The 26,447-nt window shown below is 60.3% G+C and carries 26 protein-coding genes, 1 tRNA gene and 1 pseudogene; 12 read left to right on the top strand and 16 right to left on the bottom strand.

Annotated features, from left to right (window positions below; all coding sequences use genetic code 11):
* Nucleotides 1-7 precede the first annotated feature (7 nt).
* Nucleotides 8-1,231: an ROK family protein gene (locus FHX14_RS30365; protein WP_184380712.1), complete on the bottom strand. Its 1,224-nt coding sequence runs from the start codon at nucleotides 1,229-1,231 to the stop codon at nucleotides 8-10.
* Between the two features lie 290 nt (nucleotides 1,232-1,521).
* Between FHX14_RS30365 and xylF the strand changes: the two genes are divergently transcribed.
* From xylF to FHX14_RS30345, 4 genes are all read left to right on the top strand, one after another.
* Entirely contained in the window at nucleotides 1,522-2,562 is a 1,041-nt protein-coding gene (xylF, locus tag FHX14_RS30360) for a D-xylose ABC transporter substrate-binding protein (RefSeq protein WP_003592837.1), read from the top strand.
* A 262-nt stretch (nucleotides 2,563-2,824) separates the two neighbouring features.
* Entirely contained in the window at nucleotides 2,825-4,138 is a 1,314-nt protein-coding gene (locus tag FHX14_RS30355) for a sugar ABC transporter permease (RefSeq protein WP_184380709.1), read from the top strand.
* Between the two features lie 14 nt (nucleotides 4,139-4,152).
* Nucleotides 4,153-4,935 carry an ATP-binding cassette domain-containing protein gene (locus FHX14_RS30350; RefSeq protein ID WP_003592835.1) on the top strand — a complete coding sequence of 261 codons (783 nt, stop codon included), beginning with the start codon at nucleotides 4,153-4,155 and terminating at the stop codon, nucleotides 4,933-4,935.
* A 204-nt stretch (nucleotides 4,936-5,139) separates the two neighbouring features.
* Nucleotides 5,140-5,216: transfer RNA gene (locus FHX14_RS30345), tRNA-Arg, on the top strand.
* Nucleotides 5,217-5,701: 485 nt separating this feature from the next.
* Here FHX14_RS30345 and FHX14_RS30340 read toward each other — a convergent pair.
* Nucleotides 5,702-6,520, bottom strand: coding sequence for an alpha/beta hydrolase (locus FHX14_RS30340; protein ID WP_184380707.1), 819 nt, complete (start codon nucleotides 6,518-6,520; stop codon nucleotides 5,702-5,704).
* Nucleotides 6,521-6,698: 178 nt separating this feature from the next.
* Here FHX14_RS30340 and FHX14_RS30335 point away from each other — a divergent pair, with 178 nt between their 5' ends.
* Nucleotides 6,699-7,622 carry a LysR family transcriptional regulator gene (locus tag FHX14_RS30335; RefSeq protein ID WP_184380705.1) on the top strand — a complete coding sequence of 308 codons (924 nt, stop codon included), beginning with the start codon at nucleotides 6,699-6,701 and terminating at the stop codon, nucleotides 7,620-7,622.
* A gap of 82 nt (nucleotides 7,623-7,704) precedes the next feature.
* Here FHX14_RS30335 and FHX14_RS33245 read toward each other — a convergent pair.
* From FHX14_RS33245 to FHX14_RS30325, 3 genes and pseudogenes are all read right to left on the bottom strand, one after another.
* A pseudogene (locus FHX14_RS33245) lies at nucleotides 7,705-7,837 on the bottom strand (integrase); the annotation flags it as partial.
* Nucleotides 7,838-7,977: 140 nt separating this feature from the next.
* On the bottom strand, nucleotides 7,978-8,970 hold the full coding sequence (locus tag FHX14_RS30330; RefSeq protein ID WP_184380703.1) for an alpha/beta hydrolase: 993 nt from the start codon (nucleotides 8,968-8,970) through the stop codon (nucleotides 7,978-7,980).
* A gap of 57 nt (nucleotides 8,971-9,027) precedes the next feature.
* Nucleotides 9,028-9,975 carry an alpha/beta hydrolase gene (locus FHX14_RS30325; RefSeq protein ID WP_003592825.1) on the bottom strand — a complete coding sequence of 316 codons (948 nt, stop codon included), beginning with the start codon at nucleotides 9,973-9,975 and terminating at the stop codon, nucleotides 9,028-9,030.
* Nucleotides 9,976-10,095: 120 nt separating this feature from the next.
* Here FHX14_RS30325 and FHX14_RS30320 point away from each other — a divergent pair, with 120 nt between their 5' ends.
* Both FHX14_RS30320 and FHX14_RS30315 read left to right on the top strand, forming a co-directional pair.
* Nucleotides 10,096-10,986 (top strand): LysR family transcriptional regulator, encoded by an 891-nt coding sequence (locus FHX14_RS30320; protein WP_184380701.1) that lies wholly within the window; start codon nucleotides 10,096-10,098, stop codon nucleotides 10,984-10,986.
* Between the two features lie 413 nt (nucleotides 10,987-11,399).
* The gene (locus FHX14_RS30315) at nucleotides 11,400-12,221 is read left to right on the top strand and encodes a universal stress protein (RefSeq protein WP_003592819.1); all 822 of its coding nucleotides are present in this window, start codon (nucleotides 11,400-11,402) and stop codon (nucleotides 12,219-12,221) included.
* Here the strand turns inward: FHX14_RS30315 and FHX14_RS30310 are convergent.
* Together FHX14_RS30310 and FHX14_RS30305 are read right to left on the bottom strand one after the other, a co-directional pair.
* The gene (locus FHX14_RS30310; RefSeq protein WP_184380699.1) at nucleotides 12,218-14,080 is read right to left on the bottom strand and encodes a heavy metal translocating P-type ATPase; all 1,863 of its coding nucleotides are present in this window, start codon (nucleotides 14,078-14,080) and stop codon (nucleotides 12,218-12,220) included. The two genes, FHX14_RS30315 and FHX14_RS30310, sit on opposite strands and share 4 nt — an antisense overlap.
* Nucleotides 14,081-14,117: 37 nt before the next feature.
* Nucleotides 14,118-14,438 carry a TraR/DksA C4-type zinc finger protein gene (locus FHX14_RS30305; protein WP_003592815.1) on the bottom strand — a complete coding sequence of 107 codons (321 nt, stop codon included), beginning with the start codon at nucleotides 14,436-14,438 and terminating at the stop codon, nucleotides 14,118-14,120.
* 257 nt (nucleotides 14,439-14,695) lie between these two features.
* On the opposite strand from FHX14_RS30305, the gene FHX14_RS30300 reads away from it, so the two are divergent.
* Complete coding sequence (locus FHX14_RS30300; RefSeq protein WP_184380697.1) at nucleotides 14,696-15,529, top strand: universal stress protein; 834 nt, start codon at nucleotides 14,696-14,698, stop codon at nucleotides 15,527-15,529.
* 277 nt (nucleotides 15,530-15,806) lie between these two features.
* Here the strand turns inward: FHX14_RS30300 and FHX14_RS30295 are convergent, their stop codons facing one another.
* The 7 genes from FHX14_RS30295 to hemA form a co-directional block, all read right to left on the bottom strand.
* On the bottom strand, nucleotides 15,807-17,123 hold the full coding sequence (locus FHX14_RS30295; protein WP_184380695.1) for an ATP-binding protein: 1,317 nt from the start codon (nucleotides 17,121-17,123) through the stop codon (nucleotides 15,807-15,809).
* Entirely contained in the window at nucleotides 17,120-17,797 is a 678-nt protein-coding gene (locus FHX14_RS30290; protein WP_184380693.1) for a response regulator transcription factor, read from the bottom strand. Before FHX14_RS30290 ends, FHX14_RS30295 begins: the two co-directional genes overlap by 4 nt.
* Nucleotides 17,794-18,360, bottom strand: coding sequence for a cytochrome b/b6 domain-containing protein (locus FHX14_RS30285; protein WP_184380691.1), 567 nt, complete (start codon nucleotides 18,358-18,360; stop codon nucleotides 17,794-17,796). The genes FHX14_RS30290 and FHX14_RS30285 overlap by 4 nt, the downstream gene beginning before the upstream one ends.
* 2 nt (nucleotides 18,361-18,362) lie before the next feature.
* Nucleotides 18,363-18,626, bottom strand: coding sequence for a PepSY domain-containing protein (locus tag FHX14_RS30280; protein ID WP_184380689.1), 264 nt, complete (start codon nucleotides 18,624-18,626; stop codon nucleotides 18,363-18,365).
* A gap of 216 nt (nucleotides 18,627-18,842) precedes the next feature.
* Nucleotides 18,843-19,784 carry a hydroxymethylbilane synthase gene (hemC, locus tag FHX14_RS30275; RefSeq protein ID WP_184380687.1) on the bottom strand — a complete coding sequence of 314 codons (942 nt, stop codon included), beginning with the start codon at nucleotides 19,782-19,784 and terminating at the stop codon, nucleotides 18,843-18,845.
* Complete coding sequence (locus FHX14_RS30270; protein WP_210301181.1) at nucleotides 19,781-21,634, bottom strand: ABC transporter transmembrane domain-containing protein; 1,854 nt, start codon at nucleotides 21,632-21,634, stop codon at nucleotides 19,781-19,783. The genes hemC and FHX14_RS30270 overlap by 4 nt, the downstream gene beginning before the upstream one ends.
* Before the next feature lie 368 nt (nucleotides 21,635-22,002).
* Nucleotides 22,003-23,217: a 5-aminolevulinate synthase gene (hemA, locus tag FHX14_RS30265; protein WP_179612115.1), complete on the bottom strand. Its 1,215-nt coding sequence runs from the start codon at nucleotides 23,215-23,217 to the stop codon at nucleotides 22,003-22,005.
* Nucleotides 23,218-23,418: 201 nt separating this feature from the next.
* On the opposite strand from hemA, the gene FHX14_RS30260 reads away from it, so the two are divergent.
* From FHX14_RS30260 to FHX14_RS30245, 4 genes are all read left to right on the top strand, one after another.
* The gene (locus FHX14_RS30260) at nucleotides 23,419-24,195 is read left to right on the top strand and encodes a heme ABC transporter permease (protein WP_184380685.1); all 777 of its coding nucleotides are present in this window, start codon (nucleotides 23,419-23,421) and stop codon (nucleotides 24,193-24,195) included.
* Nucleotides 24,185-24,340 (top strand): heme exporter protein CcmD, encoded by a 156-nt coding sequence (locus tag FHX14_RS30255; RefSeq protein ID WP_003592797.1) that lies wholly within the window; start codon nucleotides 24,185-24,187, stop codon nucleotides 24,338-24,340. Before FHX14_RS30260 ends, FHX14_RS30255 begins: the two co-directional genes overlap by 11 nt.
* Nucleotide 24,341: 1 nt before the next feature.
* Nucleotides 24,342-24,902 carry a DsbE family thiol:disulfide interchange protein gene (locus FHX14_RS30250; protein ID WP_184380683.1) on the top strand — a complete coding sequence of 187 codons (561 nt, stop codon included), beginning with the start codon at nucleotides 24,342-24,344 and terminating at the stop codon, nucleotides 24,900-24,902.
* Nucleotides 24,903-25,111: 209 nt separating this feature from the next.
* A complete protein-coding gene (locus tag FHX14_RS30245) occupies nucleotides 25,112-25,348 on the top strand; it encodes a hypothetical protein (protein ID WP_184380681.1) in 237 nt (78 codons plus the stop codon).
* 111 nt (nucleotides 25,349-25,459) lie between these two features.
* On the opposite strand, the gene FHX14_RS30240 is transcribed toward FHX14_RS30245, so the two are convergent.
* The gene (locus FHX14_RS30240) at nucleotides 25,460-26,140 is read right to left on the bottom strand and encodes a CBS domain-containing protein (protein ID WP_003592795.1); all 681 of its coding nucleotides are present in this window, start codon (nucleotides 26,138-26,140) and stop codon (nucleotides 25,460-25,462) included.
* Nucleotides 26,141-26,225: 85 nt separating this feature from the next.
* On the bottom strand, nucleotides 26,226-26,447 hold a 222-nt coding region (locus FHX14_RS30235; RefSeq protein ID WP_184380679.1), incomplete at its 5' end, for a cytochrome c-type biogenesis protein.

Below are 26,447 nucleotides of genomic sequence, written 5' to 3'. Positions count from 1 at the left end.
GGGGGCTTTAATCCCCGCCCTGCCCCCCCGAGATCACGATGTCCTGGTCGATCACCGAGAGCGCCCGGTTGAGATGGCCTTCGAAGACGAGGATGGGTTCGTCCGCCACCACGCGGATTTCCGGCATGCCTTCCATGCGGACGATGTGCGACTGTCCGAGCCCCTCTTCGATGCCCTGGCGCAGCAGGTCGTAATAACGGGTGCCGGGGCCGGTGATGGCGATGGGCATGCGTTCGGTGAGGCTGAGCATGCGCGACAGGCCGTTGCCGAGCGCCAGGCCTGCCTGGCGGAAGGCGATGGTGGAGGTGCGGTGGCCCTGGCGGGCTTTGGCGGCGATCTTGTCGAGTTCGGTGACGGGGACGAATTTGGCCGGGATGGTGTCGAGCGGCACTTCGAAGGCGCTGCGCAGGATGGCGTAGAAGCCGGCATAGGCTTCGATGCAGCCGCGGGTGCCGCAGCGGCAGAGGCCGCCGCCGGCCATGTGCAGCATGTGGCCGAAATTGGGGGCCGAGATCTCCTGGCCGGTCTGGCCGCCGCGCCTGACGATGCCGAGGCCGATACTGTGGCCGAGCGACAGAGCGGCGAGCGAGCGGAAATCGGCGCCCTTGACGATCTCCTCGCGGGCGCCGAGGGCGGCTGCGACCAGCAGCGTTTCGTTGTCGAGGATGACCTTGGCCTGCCAGTCCGGCCGCAGCACCGATTCGAAATCGATCTGATCGCTGCCGAAGATCGGCGACCAGACGAGGACCGGCTCGGTTGAGTTGACCAGGCCCTTACTGCTGATCGAGATCAGCAGCACTTTTTCCTGCGAAATTCTGGAGCGCTCGAGAATGCGGAAGAGACCGGCACGCACGCCTTCAACGAAGCGGGCGGCGCCTGCGGGATCATGCGAGCGCTCCTCGCTGAAGCGGTCGATCAGCTTGCCGGCATAATCCACCAGCGAATATTGCACGGCATCGGACGAGATGATGACGACGATGAGATAGCCGCAATCGCGGCGCTGGCGCAGGAGCACGCGCGGCCGGCCGCGGCCGCTCGCCGCCTGCTGCTCGGATTTTTCGATGATATGGGCGCGTTCCAGATCGGCTGTGATCGCCGAGATGGTGGCCGAGGAAAGGCCGGTGAAATCCGATATTTCGGTATGGGCGAGCGCGCCGTGACGGCGCAGCACGGACAGCACGAGCACGCTGTTTCTCTGCCGGACCAGCTCCGTGCTCGACTTGGTCAGCATGAATGCCGCCCTCTCCTTCCCGCTAAAATTCAAAAGTTAGAGCATGATATCATGAGAAAACCGCTCACACTTTTCGGCATCATGCTTCTCTCCGCCCTCGCTTCCACTGCATCGCCGGCCGCCGTTCCGCAAGAAAAATAAGCTGACGGCCCAGTGTTGACAGCCGAAAAAATCTCTGACATCAAATTTCTCGACTGTCGAGAAAATAATCCGAATTTCCCTCGACAGCTTTTCGCGGTGGCCGGAGGAAGCATGGGCTGGGCCGGTCGCAACTCACTCGGGAGGACATTATGAAGTCTATTTTTAAATTGATGGCAGGCGCGGCCATTCTCGTTTCCGTGCATACCGCGGCCATGGCTGCCGATCTCGTCGTCGGCGTTTCCTGGTCGAATTTCCAGGAAGAGCGCTGGAAGACCGATGAAGCCGCCATCAAGAAGGCTCTCGAAGCCAAGGGCGCCAAGTATATTTCCGCTGACGCGCAGTCCTCAGCCGCAAAGCAGCTGACCGACGTCGAATCGCTGATCTCGCAGGGCGCCAACGCGCTGATCATTCTCGCCCAGGATTCCGACGCCATCGGCCCGGCGATCGAAAAGGCTGCTGCCGAAGGCATCCCGGTCGTCGGCTACGACCGCCTGATCGAAAATCCGGCTGCCTTCTACATCACCTTCGACAACAAGGAAGTCGGCCGCCTGCAGGCCGAAGGCGTCTTCAAGGCGAAGCCGGAAGGCAATTACGTCTTCATCAAGGGCTCATCCTCAGACCCGAACGCCGACTTCCTGTTCTCGGGCCAGCAGGAAGTGCTGAAGGCCGCGATCGACGCCGGTAAGATCAAGAATGTCGGCGAGGCTTATACCGACGGCTGGCTGCCGGAGAACGCCCAGCGCAACATGGAGCAGTTCCTGACCGCCAACAACAACAAGGTTGACGCCGTCGTCGCCTCCAATGACGGCACGGCCGGCGGCGCGATCGCAGCGCTCGACGCCCAGGGCCTCGCCGGCTCCGTTCCGGTTTCCGGCCAGGACGGCGACAAGGCGGCACTGAACCGCATCGCTCTCGGCACGCAGACGGTTTCCGTCTGGAAGGACAGCCGCGAACTCGGCAAGCGCGCAGCCGAAATCGCTCTCGACCTCGCCGGCGGCAAGGACATGAGCAAGATCGACGGCGCCCAGGCTTTCAAGGGCGGCCCGAAGGGCGTGGAAATGCAGTCGGTTTTCCTGAAGCCGCTGGCCATCACCAAGGACAATCTGAACGTCGTCATCGACGCCGGCTGGATCTCCAAGGCTGAAGCCTGCCAGGGCGTCAAGGCCGGCACGGTCGCCGCCTGCAAGTAAGCAAGCTTCGAACGAAATTGCCGGCGCCGCAGCGGAAAGACCGTTGCGGCGCCGGATGCGGATGAGAACTCCGACCACAGAGCTTTCTCCGCCTCGCCGCACCATCGCGGACCTGCATTCCCTGCCGGAAGGGTGTCGCGACGCCACGCCACGGTTTCCGGAAGCATCGCGATGGTCAGTTGAAGAACAGACGAATGACGCCGCCCAGAGTTTCGGGCACGCCGGCGCAGCCGTCCAAACATAATGGGGGAACGGCAAACCCATGGCCGAAATGGTAAAATCAACAGCATCAAGCGGGCCGCGAACGGCGGAAGCCAATCCGGTGACCCGCTTCTTCCGCGCGACCGAGATCGACACGCGCCTGCTCGGCATGATCGGCGCGCTGATCATCATCTGGATCGGTTTCCACATCATCACCGGCGGCCTGTTTCTGACCCCGCGCAATCTCTGGAACCTCTCGGTCCAGACGACCGATATCGCGATCATGACGACGGGCATGGTGCTGATCATCGTCACTCGCAACATCGACCTTTCGGTGGGATCCGTGCTCGGCCTCTGCGGCATGATCATGGGCGTGACCCAGGCGAAAATCCTGCCTGAGTATATCGGCTTCGACAGCCCCTTCACCTGGGCGATCACGCTGCTGGTCGGCATTGCGGCAGGCTTCCTGATCGGCGCCTTCCAGGGCATGATCATCGCCTTCCTGAACGTTCCCTCCTTCATCGTCACCCTCGGCGGCCTGCTGGTCTGGCGCGGCGCGACCTGGCTCGTCACCAGCGGCCAGACGGTTGCCCCCATGGACCAGACCTTCCGCATCATGGGCGGCGGCGCGGAGGGCTCGATCGGCGCCACCTGGAGCTGGATCGTCGGCATCGTCGCCTGCCTGTTCGTCATCGCCAGCATTATCGGCTCACGCCGGCAGCGCCGCCGCTTCGGCTTTCCGCGCCGACCGATCTGGGCGGAATATTTCCTCGCGATCCTCAGCTGCGTGCTGATCCTCGGCGCGGTCTCGATCGCCAACAGCTATTACTGGCCGATCAACATCGCCAAGAAATATGCCGAGACCAACAACATCCCGTGGCCCGAAACCGGCCTGGATATTCCCTACGGCATCGCCGTGCCGGTGCTGATCGCCATCGTCGTCGGCATCATCATGACCTTCATCGCCACCCGCCTGCGCTTCGGCCGCTATGTCTTCGCAATCGGCGGCAACCCCGAGGCGGCCGAGCTCGCCGGCATCAAGACCCGCTGGGTGACGGTGCGCATCTTCGCGCTGATGGGCGTTCTTGCGGCCATTGCAGCGGCGATTTCCACCGCCCGGCTCAACGCCGCGACCAACTCGCAGGGCACGCTCGACGAGCTTTACACCATCGCCGCCGCCGTCATCGGCGGGACGTCGCTGGCGGGCGGCACCGGCACGATTGCCGGCGCCATGCTCGGCGCGCTCGTCATGCAATCGCTGCAATCCGGCATGGTTCTCGCCCATGTCGACACGCCGCTGCAGAGCGTCGTCGTCGGCACTGTCCTCGTCGTGGCGGTCTGGCTCGACACCGTCTATCGCGCCCGTGCCAAGTGAGAGGAGCCCTAGACATGGCTGATCAACGCACTCCCCTTGTGGAACTGAAAAACATCTCGATCTCCTTCGGCGGCATCCATGCCGTGGACAATGCCTCGGTCGATCTCTACCCCGGCGAAGTGGTCGCTCTTCTCGGCCATAACGGCGCCGGCAAATCGACGCTGATCAAGATCCTCTCCGGCGCCTATAAGCGCGACTCGGGCGAGATCCTGATCAATGGCGAGCCGGCCGACATCCGCAACCCGCGCGATGCCAAGAAATACGGCATCGAGACGATCTACCAGACGCTGGCTGTCGCCGACAATGTCGACGCCGCCGCCAACCTCTATCTCGGCCGCGAGCTGAAGACCCGCTGGGGCACGCTCGACGACGTGGCGATGGAAGCTTCGGCCCGCGAGGTGATGGGGCGGCTCAACCCCAACTTCAAGCGCTTCAAGGAGCCGGTGAAGGCGCTTTCCGGCGGCCAGCGGCAATCGGTGGCGATCGCCCGCGCCATCCTCTTCAACGCCCGCATCCTGATCATGGACGAGCCGACGGCGGCCCTCGGCCCGCAGGAGACGGCGCAGGTGGGCGAGCTGATCAAGCAGTTGAAGAAGGAAGGCATCGGCATCTTCCTCATCAGCCACGACATCCACGACGTCTTCGACCTCGCCGACCGGGTCTCGGTGATGAAGAACGGCCAGCTGGTGGGCCACGCCCGCACCGAGGATGTAACCAAGGACGAAGTCTTGGGCATGATCATCCTCGGCAAGGTGCCGCCCAAGGCCATCCCCGGCCCCGGCGCCATGCAGATCTGACCGCTGTAAGGCGCGCCCTGCCCCAGACAACCGCTCCGCCGCCCGCAAGGCCGGCGGAGTTTTTCGTTCAATCCTCAGGCTGACCAATAAAAACACCCTGCAAACCGCAAGCATCGGTATTTCTGAGAATTTCGCGATTGAAGCCGGCCGCAAGCTAGGCTAAGAACCACCCATCGGACAGGCGATTCAAACCGCCTCAGGCATGCACCCGTAGCTCAGCTGGATAGAGTGTTGGATTCCGATTCCAAAGGTCACAGGTTCGAATCCTGTCGGGTGCGCCAATTTTTCCACGGTCCCATTCTGGTCACCGCAGAGATGGCGGCGGCTTTGCGCCCGCATTTCAGCCTTTAAGACACTATGGCCAGTGTCCCAAAAGCTGCCATCGAGCTAAGCGCCATAAAACTCAAAGACGACAGCAACGCCAGCCTGAACTTACCTAAAGGCCGGAAGCCGAAAAACGAACCTAAATGAGCACTTCGGAAGCTGGTAGTATTTCCGACATTAAATCGACGGCCCCCCGCTCTTAAATCCTAGATGTCGAAGCCGAGACGCCCAGCCATCTCGGCCGGTAGAGTAATCAGCTACCGCAACGAAAAATTCAAACGCGACAAGTTGCATCTTTCCCTACGCACCAAGCAAATTGCCACGGTCGGAAGCACCCTCCGCCAACGCTCCACGTACCAACACCAACAGGTGTCACCCGGCACTGCCGGGTGACAGATCGTCCTGATGACGTTGGATGAAGGCCGCGGTCCGGTCGATGTCGTCAAGACCTGATGAACGACAGCAGGTCGGGGTTAAGGACATCTGCATGTGTGGTCAGCATGCCATGGGGGTAGCCCGGATAGGTCTTCAGCGACCCGTTCTTGAGCAGGTCGACCGCACGCGGAACGGAACTTGCAAAGGGGACGACTTGATCGGCCTCGCCATGCATCACGAGCACCGGCACGGTGATCTTCTTGAGGTCTTCGGTATAATCTTCCAGCCAAGAGTCGACAGTCGCGTAGTGAGCCAGGGCACCGCCGGCCATGCCCTGGCGCCACCAGTTCGCAATGATCGCCTCCGAAGACTCGGCCCCGTCGAGGTTGTAACCATAGAACGGGTTCTCAGGTACGAACCGGAAGAACTGCGACCGGTTGCCCTGCACGCCCGCGCGGATCGCTTCGAACCACTCCGGCGGCTGACCGGACGGGTTTTCCTCGCTCCGGTACATGTTCGGCGTCAGGGAAGCGACCAGTACTGCCTTCGCGACGCGCTCCGGGTGGCGGGCGACATAGCGAGCCACCTCACCGCCACCTGTGGAGTGGCCGATGTGGATCGCGTCGCGCAGGTTGAGGTGCTCGGTCAGGGCCGCGAGGTCGGCAACCCAGTGGTTCATGTCGTTGCCGGTGCCGGGCTGGTCGGACCGGCCGTGGCCGCGCCGGTCGTGGGCGATCACCCGGTAGCCGTGGCGAAGGAAGAAGGTCATCTGGGCATCCCAGTCGTCCGCCGACAGCGGCCAGCCGTGGCTGAATACGATTGGCTGGCCTGAGCCCCAGTCCTTGTAGAAGATGTTTACGCCGTCCGTCGTAGTAATTGTAGGCATCGTGTCGCTCCATCTGCCCTGTTGAACATTCGTTTTTGGATACAGCTGATTGCGAAATACCTCCGGTGAGGCGTGTTCGATCATATCCCAAAACTGCGACGTTGACTAAATCCCCCCTTTATCAAGGACAAATACCTTGTACGTTCGAGCTATGCCTTGAATGTATAGCGAGGACCCGATGGAACTGAGGCATTTACGCTATTTTGTTGCTGTTGCGGAGGAAGGAAGCTTCCTTACCGCAGCCGAGCGGCGGCTACACACTTCCCAGCCCTCACTCAGCAGGCAAATTCGCGATCTGGAAACCGAAATCGGTGTCAAACTGCTGGAACGGCAGCCACGCGGCGTGACGCTCACCGCCGCCGGCAAAGTGTTTCTTGATCACGCGCGGCTGGCGTTATTGCAAGTCGAGGCGGCTGCGGAAGGGGCCAGGCGGGCGGAACGGCCGCAAAAGCAGTCATTCACTATCGGTTTTCTCGCAGGACAAGAGGTCGTGTGGCTACCCCATGCATTGCGCATTATTCGTGAGGAAGCGCCGGAGGTTGAAATCATACTGTCCAGTCAGTCTTCCCCGGACCTTGCTCTGGCACTGATGCGAGGCAAGCTGGACGTCGCTTTCCTTCGCCCCGAGACGCAGAGTGTTGGTGTGTCCTTCCAGTTTTTAGCGAAGGAGCCACTGATCGCCGTACTGCCGGCGGACCATCGCTTGACGTCGCGCAAAAAGATCCGGCCGCAGGACCTTGCCCGCGAAACTTACGTCAGTTCGGCTAGAATTTCTCCCGTATTGCAATCCGTGATCCAAGATTACGCGTCGGAAGTTGGGATCACACTCAAGGCAGAATACGAAGGTGACGGCCTGCCATCAGCAATGTCGCTCGTCGTGTCTACAGGTGGAATAACGCTTATTCCGCTTTATGCGCAAAATATGCTGACGCCAAATGTCGTTGCCAGAGCACTTGAGGGGGTGCCTCCGACAATTGATCTCACCTTAGGATACAACGATTCAAATTCCTCACCTTTGCTCCGCCGATTTTTGTCTCGTTCTGATGAATTGGTCGCCAACGTGCAAAATCAGAGCATCATCCGCTATGCTGAAGTTCCATAGTAGAGATCAAGCTCATGCGATTTCTGCTTGTTGGCGTGCTCCCGAATTTTGTTCAGCATTCTCGAATTTCGGGTATCGACCCATCGGCGCACCACAGGTCGTTGGGTGGGCGAGGTTGGGAGAGTGGTGTTCCCTGCGCCCTGTTGCGTCGTCGTTTGCGGCTGGACCAGACCGTTGCGGTCGAGCACCGCGTGCACGGTCGAGATCGCCGGCGTGCCGGATGATCAAGTTTACTGGCAGATCGCAGGAAGAGGCTTATCTCAACGGTGTTCTCATCCGATAGCAGCTTTATCGCCCAGCGGGCGATCTGCCCGCCCGCTCCGAAGATGAAAACCCGTTTCATTACCTTACCTCCTTACGATCTGCTCGGACCCGTGAATTCACTCGGTTGCCTCTTTCCGAGTGCCGGCGCCTTCTCCGGCAGGTGCTTCTTAAAGAACGGTACGAGTTCTTGCAGCGCCAACCCGGTGGGTTCCGTCTTGTCGTAGAGATCGTAATGCGACCAGTCTTCCAGTGAAATCAGCCGCCGATCCGCGGACGCCGTTGCCCGGCCATATATTTCCATTCCGTCGCGGAACGCCCCGAATGCCCCGACTTTCTGACCGATCACGACCATGACAGGCTGCGTGAGAAGCGTTTCGGCGAACGCGAAGGCATCCCAAGCGAGAGTCTTCTGGGCATGGGAAAAGAGCATGCGGGCCGCACCACCAGGCTCCTGGCCGCGGTCCGTCTTGTAGTAGTCCGTTGCCTCGAAGATATCGCGTTCCGTCATTCCGCTGGCCTTCGCCGCATCGGGGCTAGGCGGAAGAAGCTCGTTGACCTGAAGCTCGCCGCCGCGTGCTTCCGCGGTGCGCTGCTTGCCCATTGCCTCCAGCGCACCGAGCGGATCGTAGTTGCTGAATCCTTCACGAAACAGCCGCCCGATATTGACGCCCGTGATGCTCACGACAGCCTTGATGCGCTTCTCGGTAAGAGTGGCATTGATGGCGTAGCCCCCACCACCGCAGACGCCCAGCACTCCGATCCGCTGCTCGTCGACATAAGGCAGGGTGACGAGATAGTCGATGACACGGCTTACGTCCTCGACGCGCTGGTTTGGATCCTCGATCCCGCGCGGCTGGCCACCGGACTCGCCTTGGAAGCTTGCGTCATAGGCGATGGCGATGAAGCCGTGCTCGGCGAGCGCCTTGCCATAGACGTTTCCCGCAGTCTGCTCCTTGCAGCTTCCGAATGGATGGACGCAGACGACGGCCGGATATTTTAAGGTCTCACTGAACCCCGGCGGGAACTGGATGTTGGCAGCGATGTCCCAGGCCATGTCGGCATTTCTGATCTTCACGGATTCCATGGTTCTCTCCTTCGGATAGCCTCAATGGGGCCGAAACCCCATCGGCATCGGGGTCGGTTACTCGGCTGCCTGCTGCGCCTCATGGCCGCCTGTGAGCTTTGTCTTGAAGAACGGCTCCAGAACCGAGACGGCTTCATCGACGTATTTCTGCCCGTCGTAGAGATCCATGTGGTTGGAGCCTTCGACGATGTAGAGCTTCTTGTCCTTGCTGGCAGCGCGAGCGAGGAGGTCGTCGCTCATCCATTTGCTGCCGGCGACGCTTCCCGCAATGATCTGAAGCGGCTGCATGAGGAAGGCCTCGGCCTTGTGATACGCGTCGTATGCGATGATCTGGGACAGGCTGCGTGCCGTCATGTAGCCCGGCGAGGTCGTGCATTGGGCGCGCGGCGTGTGATAGTATTCCCAGGCCTGCCGCAGTTCCTCGTTTGGAGCGTCGGACTCCTTCATCGGTGCCAGCGGGAAGATCTCGGCGCTGCCGCCACCAGCGTCTTTGGTGCGAGCAGCGCTTCCCATTGCCAGGACGGGTTCTGCATCGGCGTCCTTGACCGTGTTCTCCCAGCCGTTGCGGAACATCGAGCCGATGTTGACGGCGCTGACGGTACCAACAGCCTTGATGCGGCGATCCTGAATCGCAGCGTTGGCGGTGTAGCCCGCCCCCGCGCATATCCCCATCGCGCCGATCCGGTCCCGGTCGACGTAAGGAAGCGTCGTGAGATAGTCGATGACAGCGCTGATGTCCTCGGTACGGACATGGGGGTTTTCAAGCTGACGGGGTTCGCCGCCGCTCTCACCCTGGTAGGAGGCGTCGTAAGCGATGGTGACAAAGCCCCCTTCGGTAAGCTTCCTGGCATAGGTGCCAGCCGTCTGCTCTTTCACACCGCCGCCGGGATGCGAGACGACGATGACGGGGTACTTGCGGCCCTCATCGAACCCTTCGGGGAAATTGATGACTGCCGACATGGTGATCGTCGGATTGTTCGTGTTGGTGAAGCTGATTTTTCCCATTTCCATTCTCCTGATTGCGGATGGGCAAATCCACTTCTCAGTGGATAACTGGAAAAATAGGCCTGTTGCGGCTATCACTCTATGGCAGAGATCTGCTTGAACTTATCAGTAAGGTGATAGATGCGCCGCGAAGAGATGGCCGACCTGACTGCGTTCGTCGTTGTGGCCGAAGAGCGCAATTACACCCGCGCGGCCAACAAGCTCGGCATCTCGCAGTCCGCACTCAGCGGGATCGTCCGGCGGCTCGAAGAGAAGCTGGGCGTCCGTCTCCTAGCGCGAACCACCCGCAGCGTAGCCCCAACCGAAGCCGGGGAGCGGCTTGTCCAGACGCTCAGGCCGATGCTGCAGGACATTGATCAAGTGGTCGCCGACCTTAGCGAGTTCCGTGACAAGCCCGCGGGAACCATCCGCATTACGACCGTCGAGCATGCTGCGAGGACCATCCTGCGACCAGCGGTGACGAAGCTGTTGAAAGATTATCCCGACATCGTCATCGAGATAATCATCGACTACGGCCTGGTCGATCTCGTCACTGATCGGTTCGATGCCGGGGTCCGGCTCGGAGTGCAGGTGGCCAAGGACATGATCGCCGTCCGGATCAGTGACGACGTTCCGATGGCAATCGTCGGATCACCCGCGTATTTCAAGCAGCACGCACCTCCGGCGACCCCGGAAGACCTCGTCGAACATCGAGCAATCAATCTTCGCCTCCCGACCAGCGGGGTCCTCAATGCCTGGCGCTTCCTTCAGGACGGTCGCGAGGTCAGGGTTCGTGTCGACGGCCCACTCGTCTTCAACACGATCGATCTGATACTCGATGCCGCGCTCGACGGATGCGGGCTCGCCTACATGCCCCTTGATCAGGTGGAGAAACACCTGGCCGAGGGTCGGCTTGTCGCCGTTCTCCAGAGCTGGACGCCGCCCTTGCCCGCCTATCACCTGTACTACCCCAGCAGGGTGTCTTCCCCGGCCTTCAAGCTCTTCGTGGAAGCCGTAAGACACCGCCGCTGAACGACGGACAGGGCATCCACGCCGATCGAGCCTTGGCCGAGATGGGCGCTGAGTTGCTCGAGATCGGGTGCGGCCAGCGCGATGAAGTTCGAAGCAAGACCTTTGGGCCGACGGCGGCGCCTCCAGCACGACTTCGAAGCGTGTCGCTTAGGCTGACTGAAGCGGTCGGCCTTTTCCCTCGCCGCCGAGTGCATCCAACACCTCCTGTCCTGACAACCCTGTTCGATCATGCGAAAGGTCGAGCTTCAAGCACTCTCGCGGATTCAGCCCACCCGCCGCGTGGTCATCGCCGACCCGTCATTTGGATTGAAGGCACGATGATATCCATTTTGGAGTGCCGCCTTGATCAAGCGCAATGCAAATGGTCGCTCGACCGGCATGATCAAGGTGAGATCTAACTTCAGGAGGCGAGAATGAAGCCGCAGTTCCATCTTCCCTTAATGACTTATCCGGACCCAAGCTCGTTCACCATCATCGGCAATGCCATTGATCTGGCGCGTCAGCACGGCGCGGATCTCGTCGCGAGCATCCCACAAGTGCGGATACCGCCCGTTCGGCAGCCCTTTCCAACGGCGATCGATGTTGATGCCTGGCGGGCGCAGGCTGAGCGGTACAGTGGGACCTGCGGAGCTTCGCTCAAGGATCATATCTCTGACGCTGCCGGCGAAAGCGGAGTGGGTGTGCGGATACATGACTTCGATTCACTGGAAGCAAACGTTCTGGGCGCCTTCGCGGAGATGTCGAAAACTCATGATGTGTCGCTCGTAGAAGCTTCCGAGCTTACTCGCGGGCTTTCCGAGACGTTGCTCTTTGCAAGCGGCCGCCCACTCCTGCTGTTTCCCGCATCCCGAACCTGCTGTCGCGTCGACACGGTCGCCATAGCCTGGGACGGCAGCGCGACGGCGGCCCGTGCCATCTGCTGTGCCCGCCTCTTCATGGAAAACGCCAGCAAGGTGCAGGTCATCTCGGCAGGCGAAGACAAGCACACCGACGAGAACAGCCGCGTGCATCTGATCTCATATCTGCAGTACGCGGGATTCGAGGTCGAGGACGTGCCGATTCAGGCGGCGGGAGAGACCACTGCTGCGGCGATTCAATCGGCGGCATTGGAACGGAAGGCTGACATTCTGGTCGCAGGTGGGTATGGCCACTCGCGCTTTCGAGAGTTTGTCCTCGGTGGGGTGACGCGCGAACTGCTGGCGAAATGCGAGCTGCCGGTTCTACTCTCTCATTAGGAAAGGGCGCGAAGCGCGTTCAGAATGACCGCTACGTCGATCGCCTCCTGGAGAAGAGCCCCACCGACCGGTGGCAGATAGCCGGCGCCCGCGAAAACCATCGCGACGAGTGAAAGGCCGACGCCCCAATATACGCTCTGCAGGGCGATCTCGCGAGATCGGCGCGCAATTCGTATCGCCTCCACGATTCTGGTGAGATCGTCCCTGACGAGGACGATGTCCGCCGCCTCCGCAGCGGCCGCAAGGTTTGTCACGCCGACAGCGATTCCGACGTCCGCCGCTGCCAGAGCCGGCGCATCGTTCACCCCGTCCCCTAGCATCAATACCCGTCCGTTGACCCGCTCCGTCTCGATGACGTCGACTTTATCTTGCGGACTGAGCCTTGCCTTCACATCGTCCAGGCCAAGCGGGCGAGCTATTGCGGTCGCAACCGAAAGCTCGTCTCCGGAAGCAAGCACAAGTCGGGAAAACCCCGACCGCCGAAGCTGCTCGACCAATTGGACGGCGTCAGCGCGAAGCCGATCTTCGAACGTAATTGTGCCGGCCAGCCGGCCGTCGATCAGCACCTGCGCGCGTAAGGCACCGGGAGATTCTGCGCCGGCCGGTAAGACTTCGTCGAAATAGGTATCGCTTCCAACACTGACACGAACACCTTCCACCGTTCCCGATATCCCGGAGCCGGCAATCTCCGTGACCTTCGCCGGGCTGCTCAAGATCAAGCCACGCCTTCGGGCTTCTTCTACGAGTGCCCGACCGATCACATGGGCTGAGGCTTGATCAAGCGAGGCGGCCAGCCTCAGAATCTTCTCGGGATTCTCGGGGCCGTCAATCCGTGCGACCTTTGGCTGCCCAGCAGTAATGGTCCCGGTCTTGTCGAAAACCGCAACGGAGGCACCGGCGAGAGCTTCCAGGGGACCTGCACCTTTGACCAGAATTCCCTCCTTGGCGGCCTTTGAAGTCCCAGCGGCAAGGGCGACTGGAACAGCCAGGATCAGGGGACAGGGCGTTGCGACGACCAGGACGGCTACGATGCGCGACATGTCTCCGGAAAGTGCTGCGGACGCGCCCGCGGCTACGATCGTGGCGAAAAGAAACCAGATCGAAAACCGGTCGGCCAGGCGCATCAGCTTCGCCTTCGAGCGCTTCGATGCTTCAACCAGCCTGACAATTCCGGCGTAGGCACTATCCTCGGCACGACTCAGGACACGGATTTCAAACGCCTCGCCGGCGTTGGTGGCGCCGCTCGAAATACGTTCGCCCGTCTTGATATTGACAGGAAAAGGCTCGCCGGTGAGGACAGCCTGGTCGATGGTTGCGATTTCGCCTACCAGCATCCCATCGGCTGGGACCACGTCGCCCTTTCGGATCAGGAGAACGTCGTCAGTGTCGATCTCCTCGATGGGAATCTCATCAAGGCCGCCTCCGGCCAGCCGCAACGCCGTGCGCGGGACCTGCGCCAGGAGCGCCGACATTCCCTCGTCGGCGCGCCGATGCGCGTAGGCCTCCAGGAATTGACCACCTGAATACATCAGTCCGACGACTGCACCCGCGAGGTATTCCCCGAACCACAACGAAGATGCCATAGCCAGCGCAGCGATCAGGTCCAGACCGAAGTCACGCCGCGTCAGCTTTCCGGCGATCTCGACGAGCAATGAAAGCAAGACAGCGGCTGTGCTGCCCACGAGTACGACCTTGTAAGCAACGACATATCCGGCAATGTGGAAACCGCTCGCTGCAGCGATTGTCAGCAGGCACGCGGCGACGAGGAAGGCTGCACGCCAACCAACGCTCCGAAATTGTCGCCGGACCCCGCCGAATCCTGGTCGCTCGCTGGTTCGCAAGGCTGCAGACAAGGTCATGGTCGTAGCTCCTGTGAGCGCGCGCTTCGATCAACGACTAATGGGATCGGGCGCATTCTGCGCAAAACGGCGTATAGGGAACTGCGGAGAGACGATCATGAGCTATGGGGAGATGGCATTGGGCGCACCTTCCATAGGTTCCGTCTTCGAGCCGTTCCAGCGCTGCGTTGATCGCAGCGATCTGCTGAGCACCCTCGTTTCGCATCCCCCAAAGGACTTCGTCGTTCTCGACCTGCATAGCCCGCTCGCCGCTGTCCGCATCGAGTGCTGCCGACAGGTCAGCGTTGATCGCTTCAAGGCGACGTGTCAGCTCGCGCTTCAAATCAAGTAGGGTGGTCCGTGTTGCCGTGGTGTCCATACAGGTCGCCTTATGGATGCGCTGGCCTCACCTCCGGGCCAGCGGAAATTGCGTCAACCGCCCCATTCAGGTCTGATCAAGGCGCCGAGGTGCGATTTCAACTCTGCCACCGCTTGGCGACCGCGGCTTTGATCTTGCGCAAACAAGCACAGAAGGATGCCAGGCACTTCTGGGACGATGACCCTTCTTGACCAAGATCAAAGACATCGTTTTCGGCATCGATATCATCCCTCCATTCAATCAGAGAGGTGACCGCCATGGCCATTCGCACAGTATTGAGCATACTGAGTTCCACCAACTTCCATGAGGATCTGAAGGCTGCCGTGGATTTTTGCGCCGCGTCGGGCGCGCATCTCAGCGCGACAGTGATTTCCATCGGCCTGGCTCCAATGGACGGAGCGTACGGCGCAGCTTCGGTGGTCTGGCTTGAGGAACGGCAACGTGAAATCGACGGCCTCGCGAAAAGCGCAGAGGAGATCCGCACCTATCTGGCGCGCACCGATCTGTCCTACGACGTCCAGGACATCTATACGGAGTTTGCCTTTGCGCAGGAGGACGTCGCTGAGCGTGCGCTCTACGCCGATGTCGTGCTGGTAGGCCGGCAGGCCGCGAAGGACAAGGACCTGCAAAAACGCATCATAGCCGGCGCGCTGTTCCGGACGCCGACGCCGGTTATCATCAACCGTGGAACGTCCCCGCTCCCTTCGGTCTCGAAATCGATCCTTCTGGCGTGGGACTCGAGCGACGAAGCCTCTCGCGCCGCCCGGCAATCGCTCGACCTTTTGAAAGCCGCAGACTGTGTTTACGTAACAATGGTCGATCCGATATCACGGGAGCGAGTGAATGGAGAGGAACCTGGCGCCGATATCGCAGCCTTTTTGGCCCGCCACGGGGTGAAGGTGCAGGTGGATCGATTGGCCAGCGGCGGAGGCAGTGCCGACGCGATCATCAGACAGCATGCGATTGACGTGAACGCAGACTTGATCGTCATGGGCGCGTACAACCACCCGCGCTGGCAACAGACGCTTTTCGGGGGCGTGACCCGCAGCATGATCGAAGACGGTAGGACCCCGATATTCCTGTCGCATTGATTGGAGCTCGCGGCAACGTTCTCGACAAAGGATCTCGACCCGCTAAAGCGCATCGCATCAAACTTGATTCATGCGACGCGCTTTAGCTCTTTGTTTTGATGCAGTCGCTATCCCGGAACCGCTGCACATTTCAGGGCGACATGCATTGGAGTGTCCTCGGACCATCGCGCGGCCATCATTGGCCGCGGCCATTTGATGGGCGTAGCCTTGCGCAACAGGCTTTACTAGCGAGGGTAGCTCGTCCGACGAGCAAGTCGGCGAATGCTTCGCGCAAACCTCACCGAAGGTTCAGTTCAAAGATGTGTCCCGACCTGGATCTTGTTTTCGACAGTGACCCTTGATGTATCTCAGCAATACGTCCGACAATCTTCAGTCCGATCCCGAGGCTATCGGAACTTCTCTCGTTTGCGGCATCTTGTGGTATTCCTTGCGGATACCGGTCCTCCACGGTGATTGTGCCGTCACCGACACGGACGATTATAGTAGAATGATGGGGAGTGTGGCGGACCGCATTCTCGATTAAATTGCGCAGCGCGTCTCTCAACAGAGCGGGGGCACCCTGCAGCCCAGCGGCTTGGACCTGACACACGAACTCCAGCGAATGATTGTTTTCGTAGACCCATGGGGCGAGTTGCGTCACGACCGATGACGATAACTCGACGAGATCGAGCTCCTCGAACATGCTTTGGTCAACGCTGTCGAGCCGTGCAAGGGCTGTAAGCTGGCCGACGAAACGGACGAGATCGTCGACGTCGGCCTCCGCCTGCCTCGCACGAGGGTGGTCGATATGCCCGAGTTCCAGCTTCAAAGCCGCAAGCGGTGTTCGGATTTCATGGGCGATGCCAGACGTGAGAATCTTTTGCGACTTCATTAACTCACCGACCCGCTTGAAGGCGCGGTTGACCGCGACGGCGAGGTGGGCGATTTCTCGCGGCATTTCGTCGAAATCCAGATGCGAACGGGAATCCATTGGCTCGATCCGATCGGCCGCTTCTGCCGCGGCCCGCACCGGACGCAATGCCTGCCGGACGGACAACAAGGTTCCACCGAGGACGAGGACCAGGAGAATGCTCATCGGCACGATCAGGTGTTCCATCACCTCGTTCCAAAGGACATCGGACATGACATCGGAAGGATCATTGATCGTTGCGATGTCGACAAGAAAACGCTGACTTCCAATGAAAAATGCCCTGCCGCCGACTAGCGACAACGGCTTGCCGGGCGTCAGGGATCGCAACCAGAAATCCGGGGGGTTGACATCTGCCGGGAGGAAGCGGTCCTCGCAGGCGGCATCACAAGATTCGAACAGGAGAGCGCCGCTTGCGTCACGGACACGGGCCACGTAGCCGGCGCCACCCTGACTGTAACGCTCTTGCACACTTTCGGGAATTCGGTACCGAACGCTGGCTCCATCGACCACGATCCCAGATGCGAGCCGCTCCGTTTCCTGCTCGACGAACAGCCGAGAAAGCTCACCTACATTCCAGTAGTAGTCCGAGAAGACAACGGCGAGCTGCAGCAGCATGGCCAGGATCGCGAAGAAGGCAATCCGGCGCGCCAAAATGGCTCCGAGCGTCGGACGGGATCGGCTCAATCGCGTACCTCGCGCATCATATAGCCAACCCCTCTGATTGTTTCGATCGATGAGCAGGTCTCATGGCCTTCCAACTTCTTGCGCAAGCGGGAGATCGCCAGCTCGACAGCGTTGCTACTTCTTTCAGCGCCAAATTCCGAGAAGGTATGCTCAATCCTTGATTTTGCGACCACCTTGCCACCATTACGCATCAGAAGCTCGAGCAATCCTTTCTCCGAAGGGGCAAGTGCGATCTCGGTGCCGGCGCAAATCACCCGTCGTGAAGCGACATCGAATTGAATTGCTGCATATTCCAGCACTGGCATTGAAATAAGGGGAGCCCGGCGCATCAGTGCGCGTATCCGAGCCACAAGTTCGCCATTGTGGAACGGCTTGGCCAGGTAGTCGTCCGCGCCTGCATCAAGCCCAACTATCCGCTCGTCAATCGCACCACGCGCCGTCAAAAGAAGGACCGGTGCATGCATGCCAGCGACCCGAAGAGACTTCAAGACGTCGATGCCATCTTCGTCAGGCAGACCAAGATCGAGGAGCAGGAGATCGTACTCACCCTCACGGAGCGCAAGCCGGCCTTCCTGCGCTGTCCCGAAGGCGTCGATCTTCCAGCCTTCGTCCCTGATCGCCTCGCAAAGGAGGTCTCGAAGCCGCGCGCTGTCCTCGATGAGCAGAACTCTCATGCCTTCTTTCGACCTGTAACCATCGACCAGACGAGATTTTCTCGATGCCGCCAGCTTTCCAAAATAGCAGCGCCACCATGGATAAAAGCAAGCACCATGATGCTGTTGGCAATTGTGCCGTGCAATCGCTCCAACCACTTTTCGCCCCAGAAGGCATCCAGCGTCGTCATCCAACCAGTCGTGACAGTTGCCATGAGAAGGGCGATCAGCAACAGCATCATCGCAGAGGCCAGGGGACTGTGGCCGAGATGCCGCTTCTCGTTCCGACCGACAATGCCCCGGATTTGATCGATGACCTTACGTGGCGTCGGAAAGAAGTCGCTGAAGAGCGCGTGCTTCGTTCCCACAAAACCCCATATCAGTCGAATGCCGATCGCAGCGGCCACCACATAGCCCGTCATGCGATGCCAGTATTTGCCCTCTTCCAAAATGAAAAGATTGAGGGTGCAGGCAACGACGACGGTCCAGTGGAATACCCGGACAACCGGATCCCAGACCTTGACGCTTTTCGCAGCGGCGTGGGAGGGCGATGCGCCCTCCTTCCTTGGTGAGATCACCGTCATCCTCAGTCGCCCTTCTGGACAATATCACCGGATACCGGATTGAAATAGACCTCGGCTCGCTTGCCATCCTTGTCCTTGCCGTAGATTTCATAACAATTGCCGGTGATTTCGAATGTCTTCACCTTGTAGCCAAGACTATCGATCTTGGTCTTCATGGCGTCTTCGGACATCCACTTTGATTTCGGCTCCTTGGTGCAACTTGGGCTAGCCAACGCCAATATCGGTGTGGCGGCGACGATTGCGACAGCGGCGATCAGTTTAAACATGAGGTTTTCATCCTTTGACTACACCCGTCCGGGCGACCTCCGATCAATAGAAGTCACGAGCTGTCGGTTTGCTGTCAGGACTTTCAAACGCGCGCTCAAGACGTGAGATCAAGAGGCGGAGTAAACTGTAAATATGTGAAGGCCACCGTGTACCGCTTGTCCAAGCGCATTCTTCGAGCTACGTCCGGCGTACAGGAGGCCCGCATAATCGTCGCCCTACGCCGATGCAGGTTCACGAAACACCCCCGAAAGAATAAGGCCGGCGGCTTCTTCACCGACTTTTTGCGCGGCGCCTCGACGGCCTCGCACGACGACTTTCTTAGGGTTCGTCCCCCGCGGATCTATCATGATACCGCGCAGCACGATTTCGCTCCCATGACAGACGGCATGAGCGCCTATTGGCGTTCGACAGGAACCGTCCAGCCTCCGGAGGAATGCACGCTCGCTTGTCACGGCGTCAGCGGTCGCCGGGTCGTTAAGCGCCGAGACAAGTCCCGTGATGGCGCGGTTTGTGACCGCAGTTTCAATGCATATCGCCCCTTGGGCGGGGGCAGGCGGGAACTCACGCGGATCGAGGAGCTGCGTAGCGGCATGAGACATTCCCAGCCGATTCAGGCCAGCCATGGCCAGCAGCGTCGCGTCGACGATGCCGCTCTCCAGCTTATGGAGACGCGTTCCCACAAGGCCTCTGAAAGGCACGACGACGAGATCCGGCCGATGCATTGAGACCAACGCCTGCCGCCTGATCGAAGAGGTTCCGACAATCGCGCCCGGAGGCAACTCCCAAAGCTTGTATCCGCTCCGCGAGATGAAGACATCGCGGACGTCCTCCCTGGGAAGGAAGGCGCTCAGACTCAGACCGGTGGGCAACACCGTCGCCACATCCTTAGCCGAGTGCACCGCAAGGTCCAGTTCGCCCGAGAGAAGACGTTCCTCCAGCTCCAAGGTGAACAGGCCCTTCACTCCGACATCGGGCAGCGGAGCTTCGTGCAGGCGATCGCCCTTCGTGACCAAAGGGATTATCTCGAACTGCGCTTGTGGAAGGCCGTGACATGCCGCCAAGCGGGCGGCGACCTCCGCGGCCTGGGCAAGCGCCAGCGGGCTGCCGCGCGTGCCGATCTTGATAGGGTCGGGGTAGCTGGCGTTAGCATCCATCATGCGGCATCCTGTGCCGGTGGCCGGGCCGGCTCGAACTGCAGCTCGGCGAGCCTCGCGTAGAGGCCGCCCTTGCGGATGAGAGACGCGTGCGTCCCCTCCTCCACGATCCTCCCGTGATCCATGACAAGAATGCGATCAGCCTTTAAGACCGTGGCAAGTCGGTGTGCCACGACAATGGTCGTGCGATCGCCCATCAGACCTTCAAGGCCTTCCTGCACCAAAGCCTCGTTCTCGGCATCAAGGGCTGCAGTCGCTTCGTCGAGCAGAAGGATCGGCGCGTCCTTCAGCACCGCCCGGGCTATCGCGATCCTCTGACGTTGCCCTCCGGAAAGCGTCATTCCGCGCTCGCCCACCACCGTGTCGTAGCCGTTTGGAAGAGCAGAGATGAACTGATGCGCACATGCTCTTCTGGCCGCTGTGACGACGTCGTCCGCATCGGCATCCGGGCGCCCAAGTGCGATATTTTTGGAAACCGGCGCCGCAAACATCATGACATCCTGCGGCACGATCGAGATCGCCCTCCGCAATTCCTCGTGCGCCGAAACCTTGATGTCCCGGCCATCGACCGAAATGCTGCCGCCATAGTTTTCATAGAAGCCAAGAAGCAGCGAAAAGAGCGTGCTTTTTCCCGAACCGGAGGGGCCGACGATGGCAACCGTCTCACCGGGCTCTACTTTCAGAGACAGGCCCGACAGAACCTCCTGCTCCGGTGCGCCGGGATAGCGGAAATGCAAATTGGAGATTTCAACAGCTCCCCTGACGGCATTGCATGGTGGGATCGATGAGCTATTGCTACGCTCGCAGCTTTTCTCGTCCAGCAGCTCGAAAAGGCGTTCCGCTGCGCCTGCGGCCTGCGCCAGTTCGCCCCAGACCTCAGAAAGCGAGCCCAGAGATCCGGCTGCGATTATGGAGTAGATGAGAAATTGGCTCAGGCTTCCGGCTGAGATGGTCCCTGATAGTAGACTGTGCGCACCAATCCAAAGCACGCCCACGACGCTTGCAGACACGAGGGCGATCGCGACAGCGGTAAGCGTTGCGCGAGCGCGGGCGGCCGCGACGGATGAGAGATATGACACCTCGACGTCGGTTGCGTAGTTGCGGCAAGCAGCGTCCTCGAAATTGAATGCCTGTACCGTGCGGGCACCGGCGATCATTTCGCTCGCAAAGGCGGAGGCGTCGGCCAGCCTATCCTGTGCCGCTCTGGACTTCTTTCGCACCGATCGGCCAAAGATGATCATCGGGGCGACAACCAGCGGGATCGCGCCGATGGCGATAGCCGAGAGACCGGGGCTGGTTACAAACATCATGGCGAGCGCGCCGATGCAGAGTATCGAGTTCCTCAAGGCGACGGAGGCCGTCAAGCTTACGGCCGCTTTTATCTGGGCCGCATCCGCGCTCAGCCGCGATGCGATCTCACCGGACCTGTTGGCGTCGAAGAAACTTGCAGGCATCCGAGTGATCTTGCGAAAGACCGCCTGACGCAGGTCGCTGACGACGCGCTCTCCCAGTATCGTGACGAAGTAGTAGCGGCAAGCACTCGCCAAGGCCAACGCGACGGCAAGCGCCATCAGCATGAGGAAGTAACGGTTGATAAAGTCGCCGTCCGTGCGGCTGAAGCCATTGTCTATCATCCGCCGCATTGCAATCGGGAGTGCAAGCGAGATAAGAGCGGCGGCTGTCAAAGAAATCGCAGCGAGGACCGCCAACCTCCGATGCGACCGCAGCGTAGGCAATAGCCGGAATAGCGGCCCGATCGCTCTTCTGGAACGCGGAGCTTTCTCCCCCGGGTTCGTGATACCGAGCGTTTGCGCCGATGGGGTGTCGGTTTGGCGGTCGTGCTGGGCGATCATCAATGCCGTTATCTCCTGGTTCCTGATGGTATCCTTCTCCCTTGCAAAGCTGATTTCGTCTTTGATCGCGATCAATAACGAGCGGCAATGCGGGAAATGGAAGGACCTGGGCTCCACGATCGGCAAGGTACCAAGGCTACGGAGCGGCGCGATTCAATCGAGATCGTCCAATCAACCCGGAAGAGGGCCTGCCGTCCCAAAAGTCGATATCGATAGGGTGAGCCACGGACGACGTCACGAATTCCCAGGCGGATGACAATCTTTTCAATGCGCGTGCGTCAGCGCTGCCTGTTGAATATCTCCCCCTACGTGGCTGGTATAATTCAGTTTGCGCGAAGACCGCTTCGGCAATCATCGGATAAGCCCGATCAGGCGACATGCCTAGCCAGCGCGCAGCGCGACCAGAGCGAATGCAGCGCCTCGACCAGATGGGCGATATCGGCATCGGAATGCAGCGGCGTCGGCGTGATGCGCAGCCGCTCGGTCTTCTTCGGCACGGTGGGATAGTTGATCGGCTGGACATAGACGCCGCAATTGTCGAGCAACAGGTCGGAGATCCACTTGCACTTGGCGGCATCGCCGACCAGCACCGGCACGATATGGCTCGGATTGGGCACATGCGGAATGCCGCTCTGATCGAGCAGCATCCGGAGCTTGCGCACCCGGTCCTGATGGCGGGCGCGCTCGAACTGGCTGACCTTCAGGTGCTGGATCGAGGCAACCGCACCGGCGGCAAGCGCCGGCGGCAGCGCCGTGGTGAAGATGAAGCCGGAGGCAAAGGAACGGATGAAATCGCAAAGCGCTGAAGACGCGGCGATATAACCGCCCATCACCCCGAAAGCCTTGCCGAGCGTACCCTCGATGACGGTCAGCCGGTCCATCAGCCCCTCGCGCTCGGCAATGCCGCCGCCGCGCGGGCCGTACATGCCGACCGCATGCACTTCGTCGAGATAGGTCATCGCGCCGTATTTGTCGGCGAGGTCGCAGATCTCCTTGATCGGGGCGATATCGCCGTCCATCGAATAGACGCTTTCGAAAGCGATCAGCTTCGGCGCCTTCGGATCGGCGGCCTTAAGCTTGGCTTCGAGATCGGCGACGTCATTGTGCTTCCAGATCACCTTGTCGCACTTGGCATGACGGATGCCTTCGATCATCGAGGCATGGTTCAGCGCGTCGGAGAAGATGATCAGGCCGGGGATCTTGGCGCCGAGCGTGCCGAGCGCTGCCCAGTTGGACACATAGCCCGAGGTGAAGATCAGGGCTGATTCCTTGGCGTGCAGATCGGCAAGCTCACGCTCGAGCATGACGTGGTAGTGGTTGGTGCCAGAAATATTCCGGGTGCCTCCCGCACCCGCGCCACAGTGGTCGATGGCGTTTTTCATCGCCTCGATCACCTTCGGGTTCTGGCCCATGCCGAGATAGTCGTTGGAGCACCAGACCGTGACTTCCTTTTCGCCATCGGCGGTATGGCGCGTCGCGCGCGGAAAATTGCCGCGGTGACGCTCGAGATCGGCAAAAACGCGGTAACGGCCCTCGGCATGAAGCCCGTCCAACTCGTTTTTGAAAAACGCTTCGAAATCCATGCAGGTGCTCCTGATTTGCCGCCATCGATACATCGACCCGTCGAAGCCGTATTTGACGTTGGTCAAATAGCTGCCAATCGATCCGCCAGCCAAATGCAGGGGCCCACCTACGGGCCGAAACCTCTCTCCTCGCCCGAAATATCGCGCCGTTATTTGATCCGCATCAATTGTCGAATGGACACGTAACGTTAAGAACGGCGCATGAGCCCCCTTTCACATTTGGCCGATGCTGCTGCCACTCTCGCGCAACCCGCGAGATTTTTGGAACTCGCCGAGCGAGCGTTTCCCTACCTTCTGTGCCTTACAACAATCAGCTTCGCAGCAGGCCTGTATCTCAGCTTTTCTTCCGACGTCGATTATCAACAAGGCGAGACCGTCCGGATAATGTACGTGCATGTGCCCGCAGCCTGGATGGCAATGCTCTGCTACACAATGATGACGGCAAATGCGATCGGCTCCCTGGTCTGGAAGCACCCTTTGGCAGACGTCTCAGCACGGGTCGCGGCGCCGCTTGGAGCGGCCTTCACATTCGTGGCCCTGGTGACTGGGGCCATCTGGGGCAAGCCCATGTGGGGGACTTGGTGGGTATGGGATGCGCGGCTGACATCCATGTTCATCCTGTTCATCATGTATCTCGGCATCCAGGCAATCAACCGGTCGATCGATGAACCCATCCGCGCCGCCCGCGTCACGGCCGTGTTGATCATCGTCGGGTTCGTCAACATTCCCATCATCAAGTTTTCCGTGGACTGGTGGAACACGCTTCACCAGCCCGCCAGCGTGTTGAGACTGGGTGGAACCGCGTTGGATATCGAATTCCTGTGTCCGCTCCTGGTCATGGGTTTTGCCTTCGGCACACTGTTTGCGACCCTCTATGTCGCGTCGATCAGAAACGAGATCTGGCGAAGGAAGCTGATCTCCTACCAAAGGCTCGCGGCAAGGGCCGCAGTTCACAGGGAACACCGGGATGAACCATGAATATTATGTGACCGCAGCCTATGCGTTGACGTTTTCGGTCATGACGATAGTGGCGCTGAAGGTGCTGTTTGCAGGTCGAGGCTATCGCCGACAGCTCGCGGCCATCTCAGCCGTCCGTCGACGGCAGCGTCGCGAAGGCGAATGAGATGCGGCGCTACGCGCTCGCCGGCGTCCCTCTCTTCGTCTTCCTTGGACTGGCCTTGGCCGTTGGAAACACCCTGTACCGGGAAGCGTCGGAAGGATATTCGCCGGCGGCGCTTCCTTCGGCGCTGATCGGACTTCGGCATCCGTCCGTCAATCTTCCTCCGCTCGCCGGCCTCGGGAAGCCGGGCCTCACCGACACCGGTCTGGCAGGAAGCGTGGTCGTCGTGAATATATTCGCCTCCTGGTGCATTCCCTGTCGACAGGAACACCCGATCTTGATGAAGCTTGCCCAAGACAGGCGGGTCAGGCTTGTAGGCGTCAACTACAAGGACGACCCGCAACAATCATTGGCCTTCCTTCGTGACAATGGAAATCCGTTCGCGGCGGTTGGGACCGATCGTGATGGACGGAACTCCATAGACTGGGGCGTCTACGGCGTTCCCGAAACCTTCGTGATCGACCCGTCCGGCCGGATCGTCGCCAAGCACGTGGGTCCACTCGACGAGAGCAGTCTCGCAAACGAGATTGCCCCGGCCATCGCCGGCGCCGTGGCCTCAAAATGAGATTGGTTCCGCGACAGGCGTTCGAAGTGTTTGACGCCGGTCAAAGAGACGAACTACGGCTTCCCCTAAGATCCTCTGGCGAGTCGGGGGTGTCCCGTGTCAAGCGAGGGACTTGGCAGAGGCTTGCCCGGCACGAGGGCGCGACGCCGGGCAAGCCTCCTCGCTGACAGGAGGCCAGCGTATGTCGGCTGCTTCTGCAAGCCAGAAAGATGTTCTTCGTCGATTACTCCCGCTCCGGCATTGCTTTAGCGCTTGCCTTTGAACCGGCCGCCCCCCACTGCCTCATCAACGATCAACCTCTCGGCGACACCGAACAGCTAATCACCGTGAGCTATCCCTGTGGCGCACGCCTCTGTTGTCGCGAGCGGCAGGAGATATTCATGTGGTCGTGGCACGGTCAGTTTGGGGACGAGATGCACGAAGCGCCGAAAATCAAGCCACGGTGACCGGCGGCCGGAAACCTTAGGTGCCGCTACGGCAATCGATAAGATTTGCAGGCAATGCGCTGGCGTTGCAAAGTGGTCCTTCGATACCCGCAGGTCCGCCAGGCTCGATCCCTAACCTAAGTCAGTGTTGGGGAGCGGGGTCACTCGCAACCGATCTCGGTAGCCACCGGCCCCGAGGCTTTCCACCAGGATCCGGATTGCTTTGCGCTTCAGTTCCGATTCCACCTGCCCATCCAGCGTCACCTGTCCATCCTTGACGGAGACCTGGACCTTCTGCGGCGTCAGCCCCAGGTCGGATCGCAGACGCGTACGAACGGCCATCCGGACGGATTCGTCTTCTCGCGGGAGCGCGGTCGTCGGCGCATCCAGGATGATGCCCAGAATGTCCCTGCGACTAACAATTCCCACTAGACGCCCGTCCTCGACGATTGGCAACCGCTTGATACGGTGCGCCTGGAGACTTTCTGCGATGTCGGAAACCTCGCTGTCAGGGGTCGCCACAATAACGTCCGGGGACATGACATCGGCGACCGACCAGCCATTGGTGCAAATGTAGCGCTCGAGGTCGATCTCGGAAATGATCTCGCCTGCCCGAGACGACCGAGTGGTGGCGCGGATTTCCCTGCGCAATAACAGGTCGCCTTCCGTGAGCATGCCGCAGACGCGGCCACCGTCATCGACGACCGGAAGTCCGCTGACATTGGCCTGCATCATGACGGAAACCGCGTGGCGCACGCTGACCGTGGGGCGGATCGAAACCACGCTGGTGGTCATTATGTCTTTTGCCTGCATGGCGCTGCCTCGCATCGGGGTGTATTCCGATGAAGATAGCGTCAGGTCGAGGCTTCCGCGTTGATCTCCATCAAACAGCACGGGCTCATTCGAGAAGTCGGGCGAGTTTATCACCCTCATCCGCCGTCAGCTTGCTGCCCGTCGGCTTGCCTGAGCGCCTGCGGGCAAAGACCAGCAGTGAGAGCCCGCCGGCGAGCACCAGCAGTGCCGGGGCGCCCCAGAGCAGGCCGGTCTTCATGCTGAACCGCGGCTTCAGCAGCACGAATTCGCCGTAGCGCGAGACGATATAGTTCAGCACCGCCTCGTC

Source organism: Rhizobium sp. BK619, from assembly GCF_014195245.1.
GTDB classification, from domain to species: domain Bacteria; phylum Pseudomonadota; class Alphaproteobacteria; order Rhizobiales; family Rhizobiaceae; genus Rhizobium; species Rhizobium acidisoli.
The sequence above is the reverse complement of the archived record's forward strand: the minus strand, read 5'-3'. Positions and strand labels throughout refer to the sequence as shown.

What these genes read in the sequence shown, in the direction of transcription:
- FHX14_RS30335 (WP_184380705.1), top strand. Translation starts at nt 6,699, where the DNA reads ATGGAACTGAGGCATTTACGCTATTTTGTTGCTGTTGCGGAGGAAGGA.
- FHX14_RS30355 (WP_184380709.1), top strand. Translation starts at nt 2,825, where the DNA reads ATGGCCGAAATGGTAAAATCAACAGCATCAAGCGGGCCGCGAACGGCG.
- FHX14_RS30290 (WP_184380693.1), bottom strand. Translation starts at nt 17,797, where the DNA reads ATGAGAGTTCTGCTCATCGAGGACAGCGCGCGGCTTCGAGACCTCCTT.
- FHX14_RS30300 (WP_184380697.1), top strand. Translation starts at nt 14,696, where the DNA reads ATGGCCATTCGCACAGTATTGAGCATACTGAGTTCCACCAACTTCCAT.
- FHX14_RS30285 (WP_184380691.1), bottom strand. Translation starts at nt 18,360, where the DNA reads ATGACGGTGATCTCACCAAGGAAGGAGGGCGCATCGCCCTCCCACGCC.
- FHX14_RS30260 (WP_184380685.1), top strand. Translation starts at nt 23,419, where the DNA reads ATGAGCCCCCTTTCACATTTGGCCGATGCTGCTGCCACTCTCGCGCAA.
- FHX14_RS30245 (WP_184380681.1), top strand. Translation starts at nt 25,112, where the DNA reads ATGTTCTTCGTCGATTACTCCCGCTCCGGCATTGCTTTAGCGCTTGCC.
- FHX14_RS30320 (WP_184380701.1), top strand. Translation starts at nt 10,096, where the DNA reads ATGCGCCGCGAAGAGATGGCCGACCTGACTGCGTTCGTCGTTGTGGCC.
- FHX14_RS30330 (WP_184380703.1), bottom strand. Translation starts at nt 8,970, where the DNA reads ATGGAATCCGTGAAGATCAGAAATGCCGACATGGCCTGGGACATCGCT.
- FHX14_RS30310 (WP_184380699.1), bottom strand. Translation starts at nt 14,080, where the DNA reads ATGACCTTGTCTGCAGCCTTGCGAACCAGCGAGCGACCAGGATTCGGC.
- xylF (WP_003592837.1), top strand. Translation starts at nt 1,522, where the DNA reads ATGAAGTCTATTTTTAAATTGATGGCAGGCGCGGCCATTCTCGTTTCC.
- FHX14_RS30240 (WP_003592795.1), bottom strand. Translation starts at nt 26,140, where the DNA reads ATGCAGGCAAAAGACATAATGACCACCAGCGTGGTTTCGATCCGCCCC.
- hemA (WP_179612115.1), bottom strand. Translation starts at nt 23,217, where the DNA reads ATGGATTTCGAAGCGTTTTTCAAAAACGAGTTGGACGGGCTTCATGCC.
- FHX14_RS30315 (WP_003592819.1), top strand. Translation starts at nt 11,400, where the DNA reads ATGAAGCCGCAGTTCCATCTTCCCTTAATGACTTATCCGGACCCAAGC.
- FHX14_RS30280 (WP_184380689.1), bottom strand. Translation starts at nt 18,626, where the DNA reads ATGTTTAAACTGATCGCCGCTGTCGCAATCGTCGCCGCCACACCGATA.
- FHX14_RS30365 (WP_184380712.1), bottom strand. Translation starts at nt 1,231, where the DNA reads ATGCTGACCAAGTCGAGCACGGAGCTGGTCCGGCAGAGAAACAGCGTG.
- FHX14_RS30325 (WP_003592825.1), bottom strand. Translation starts at nt 9,975, where the DNA reads ATGGGAAAAATCAGCTTCACCAACACGAACAATCCGACGATCACCATG.
- hemC (WP_184380687.1), bottom strand. Translation starts at nt 19,784, where the DNA reads ATGATGGATGCTAACGCCAGCTACCCCGACCCTATCAAGATCGGCACG.
- FHX14_RS30270 (WP_210301181.1), bottom strand. Translation starts at nt 21,634, where the DNA reads ATGATCGCCCAGCACGACCGCCAAACCGACACCCCATCGGCGCAAACG.
- FHX14_RS30340 (WP_184380707.1), bottom strand. Translation starts at nt 6,520, where the DNA reads ATGCCTACAATTACTACGACGGACGGCGTAAACATCTTCTACAAGGAC.
- FHX14_RS30305 (WP_003592815.1), bottom strand. Translation starts at nt 14,438, where the DNA reads ATGGACACCACGGCAACACGGACCACCCTACTTGATTTGAAGCGCGAG.
- FHX14_RS30250 (WP_184380683.1), top strand. Translation starts at nt 24,342, where the DNA reads ATGCGGCGCTACGCGCTCGCCGGCGTCCCTCTCTTCGTCTTCCTTGGA.
- FHX14_RS30255 (WP_003592797.1), top strand. Translation starts at nt 24,185, where the DNA reads ATGAACCATGAATATTATGTGACCGCAGCCTATGCGTTGACGTTTTCG.
- FHX14_RS30350 (WP_003592835.1), top strand. Translation starts at nt 4,153, where the DNA reads ATGGCTGATCAACGCACTCCCCTTGTGGAACTGAAAAACATCTCGATC.